Raw genomic sequence first — 645 nt, forward strand, 5'->3', positions numbered from 1 at the left:
GCCCGCGCGACCACGTGCGCGGCGGTGACGGCGAGGCCCGGCGCCACCAGGAAGCCGCTGCCGCGGAACTCGCCCGCGACGGTGATCACGACGGTGCGGCCGCGCAGCGCCTCGGCCGCGGCGAGGTCGGGCCGCGCGGGTACGGTCACTCGGCGTCGGCCGCTCTGGGGGCCGGGGCGCTCGCGCCGTCGGGCGCGGTCTGTGCGTTCTGCGCGTTCTGCGCGTTCTGAGCTGCCGGAGCTGCCGGATCCGCCGCAGCTGCCGGATCCACTGCGGCCGCCTGCTGCCGACGGCGCTCGGCGAGGTCCCAGGAGAGGCGGACGGTGAGCCCGGCCTCGCTGCCGGCCTCGGCTATGACACCGAGCAACTGACCGGACTTGACGGCCAGTTTGAGCCCGAACTCGACCTCGAAGGTGTCCGGGTTGCCGGCCGCCCCCTGCGCGATGCTCTCCGCCGCCCAGCGGCCGACACCCTGGACGGTGCTGCGCACCTGGTCCAGCGTCAGTGCCACGGCCGAACCGAGCTGCGAGGCGGCGCGTCGGCCCCCGCCCCAGGCGGCGTCGCCGGAGTCCCCCCAGACGTCCGAAGGCGTCTCCGGCTGCTGGAAGTTCACCTCGCCGATCACCTCGGCCCGGACGGTCGTGC

At 75.8% G+C, this 645-nt stretch carries 1 protein-coding gene; it reads right to left on the bottom strand.

Annotation, left to right across the window (positions count from 1 at the left end; translation table 11 throughout):
• Positions 1 to 145: 145 nt before the first annotated feature.
• Positions 146 to 645: CU044_2847 family protein (locus tag VR45_RS47345; protein ID WP_052709504.1), on the bottom strand; the 500-nt coding region annotated here is incomplete at its 5' end.

It is taken from the genome of Streptomyces sp. NRRL S-495 (genome assembly GCF_000966955.1).
Taxonomy (GTDB): Bacteria; Actinomycetota; Actinomycetes; order Streptomycetales; family Streptomycetaceae; genus Kitasatospora; species Kitasatospora purpeofusca.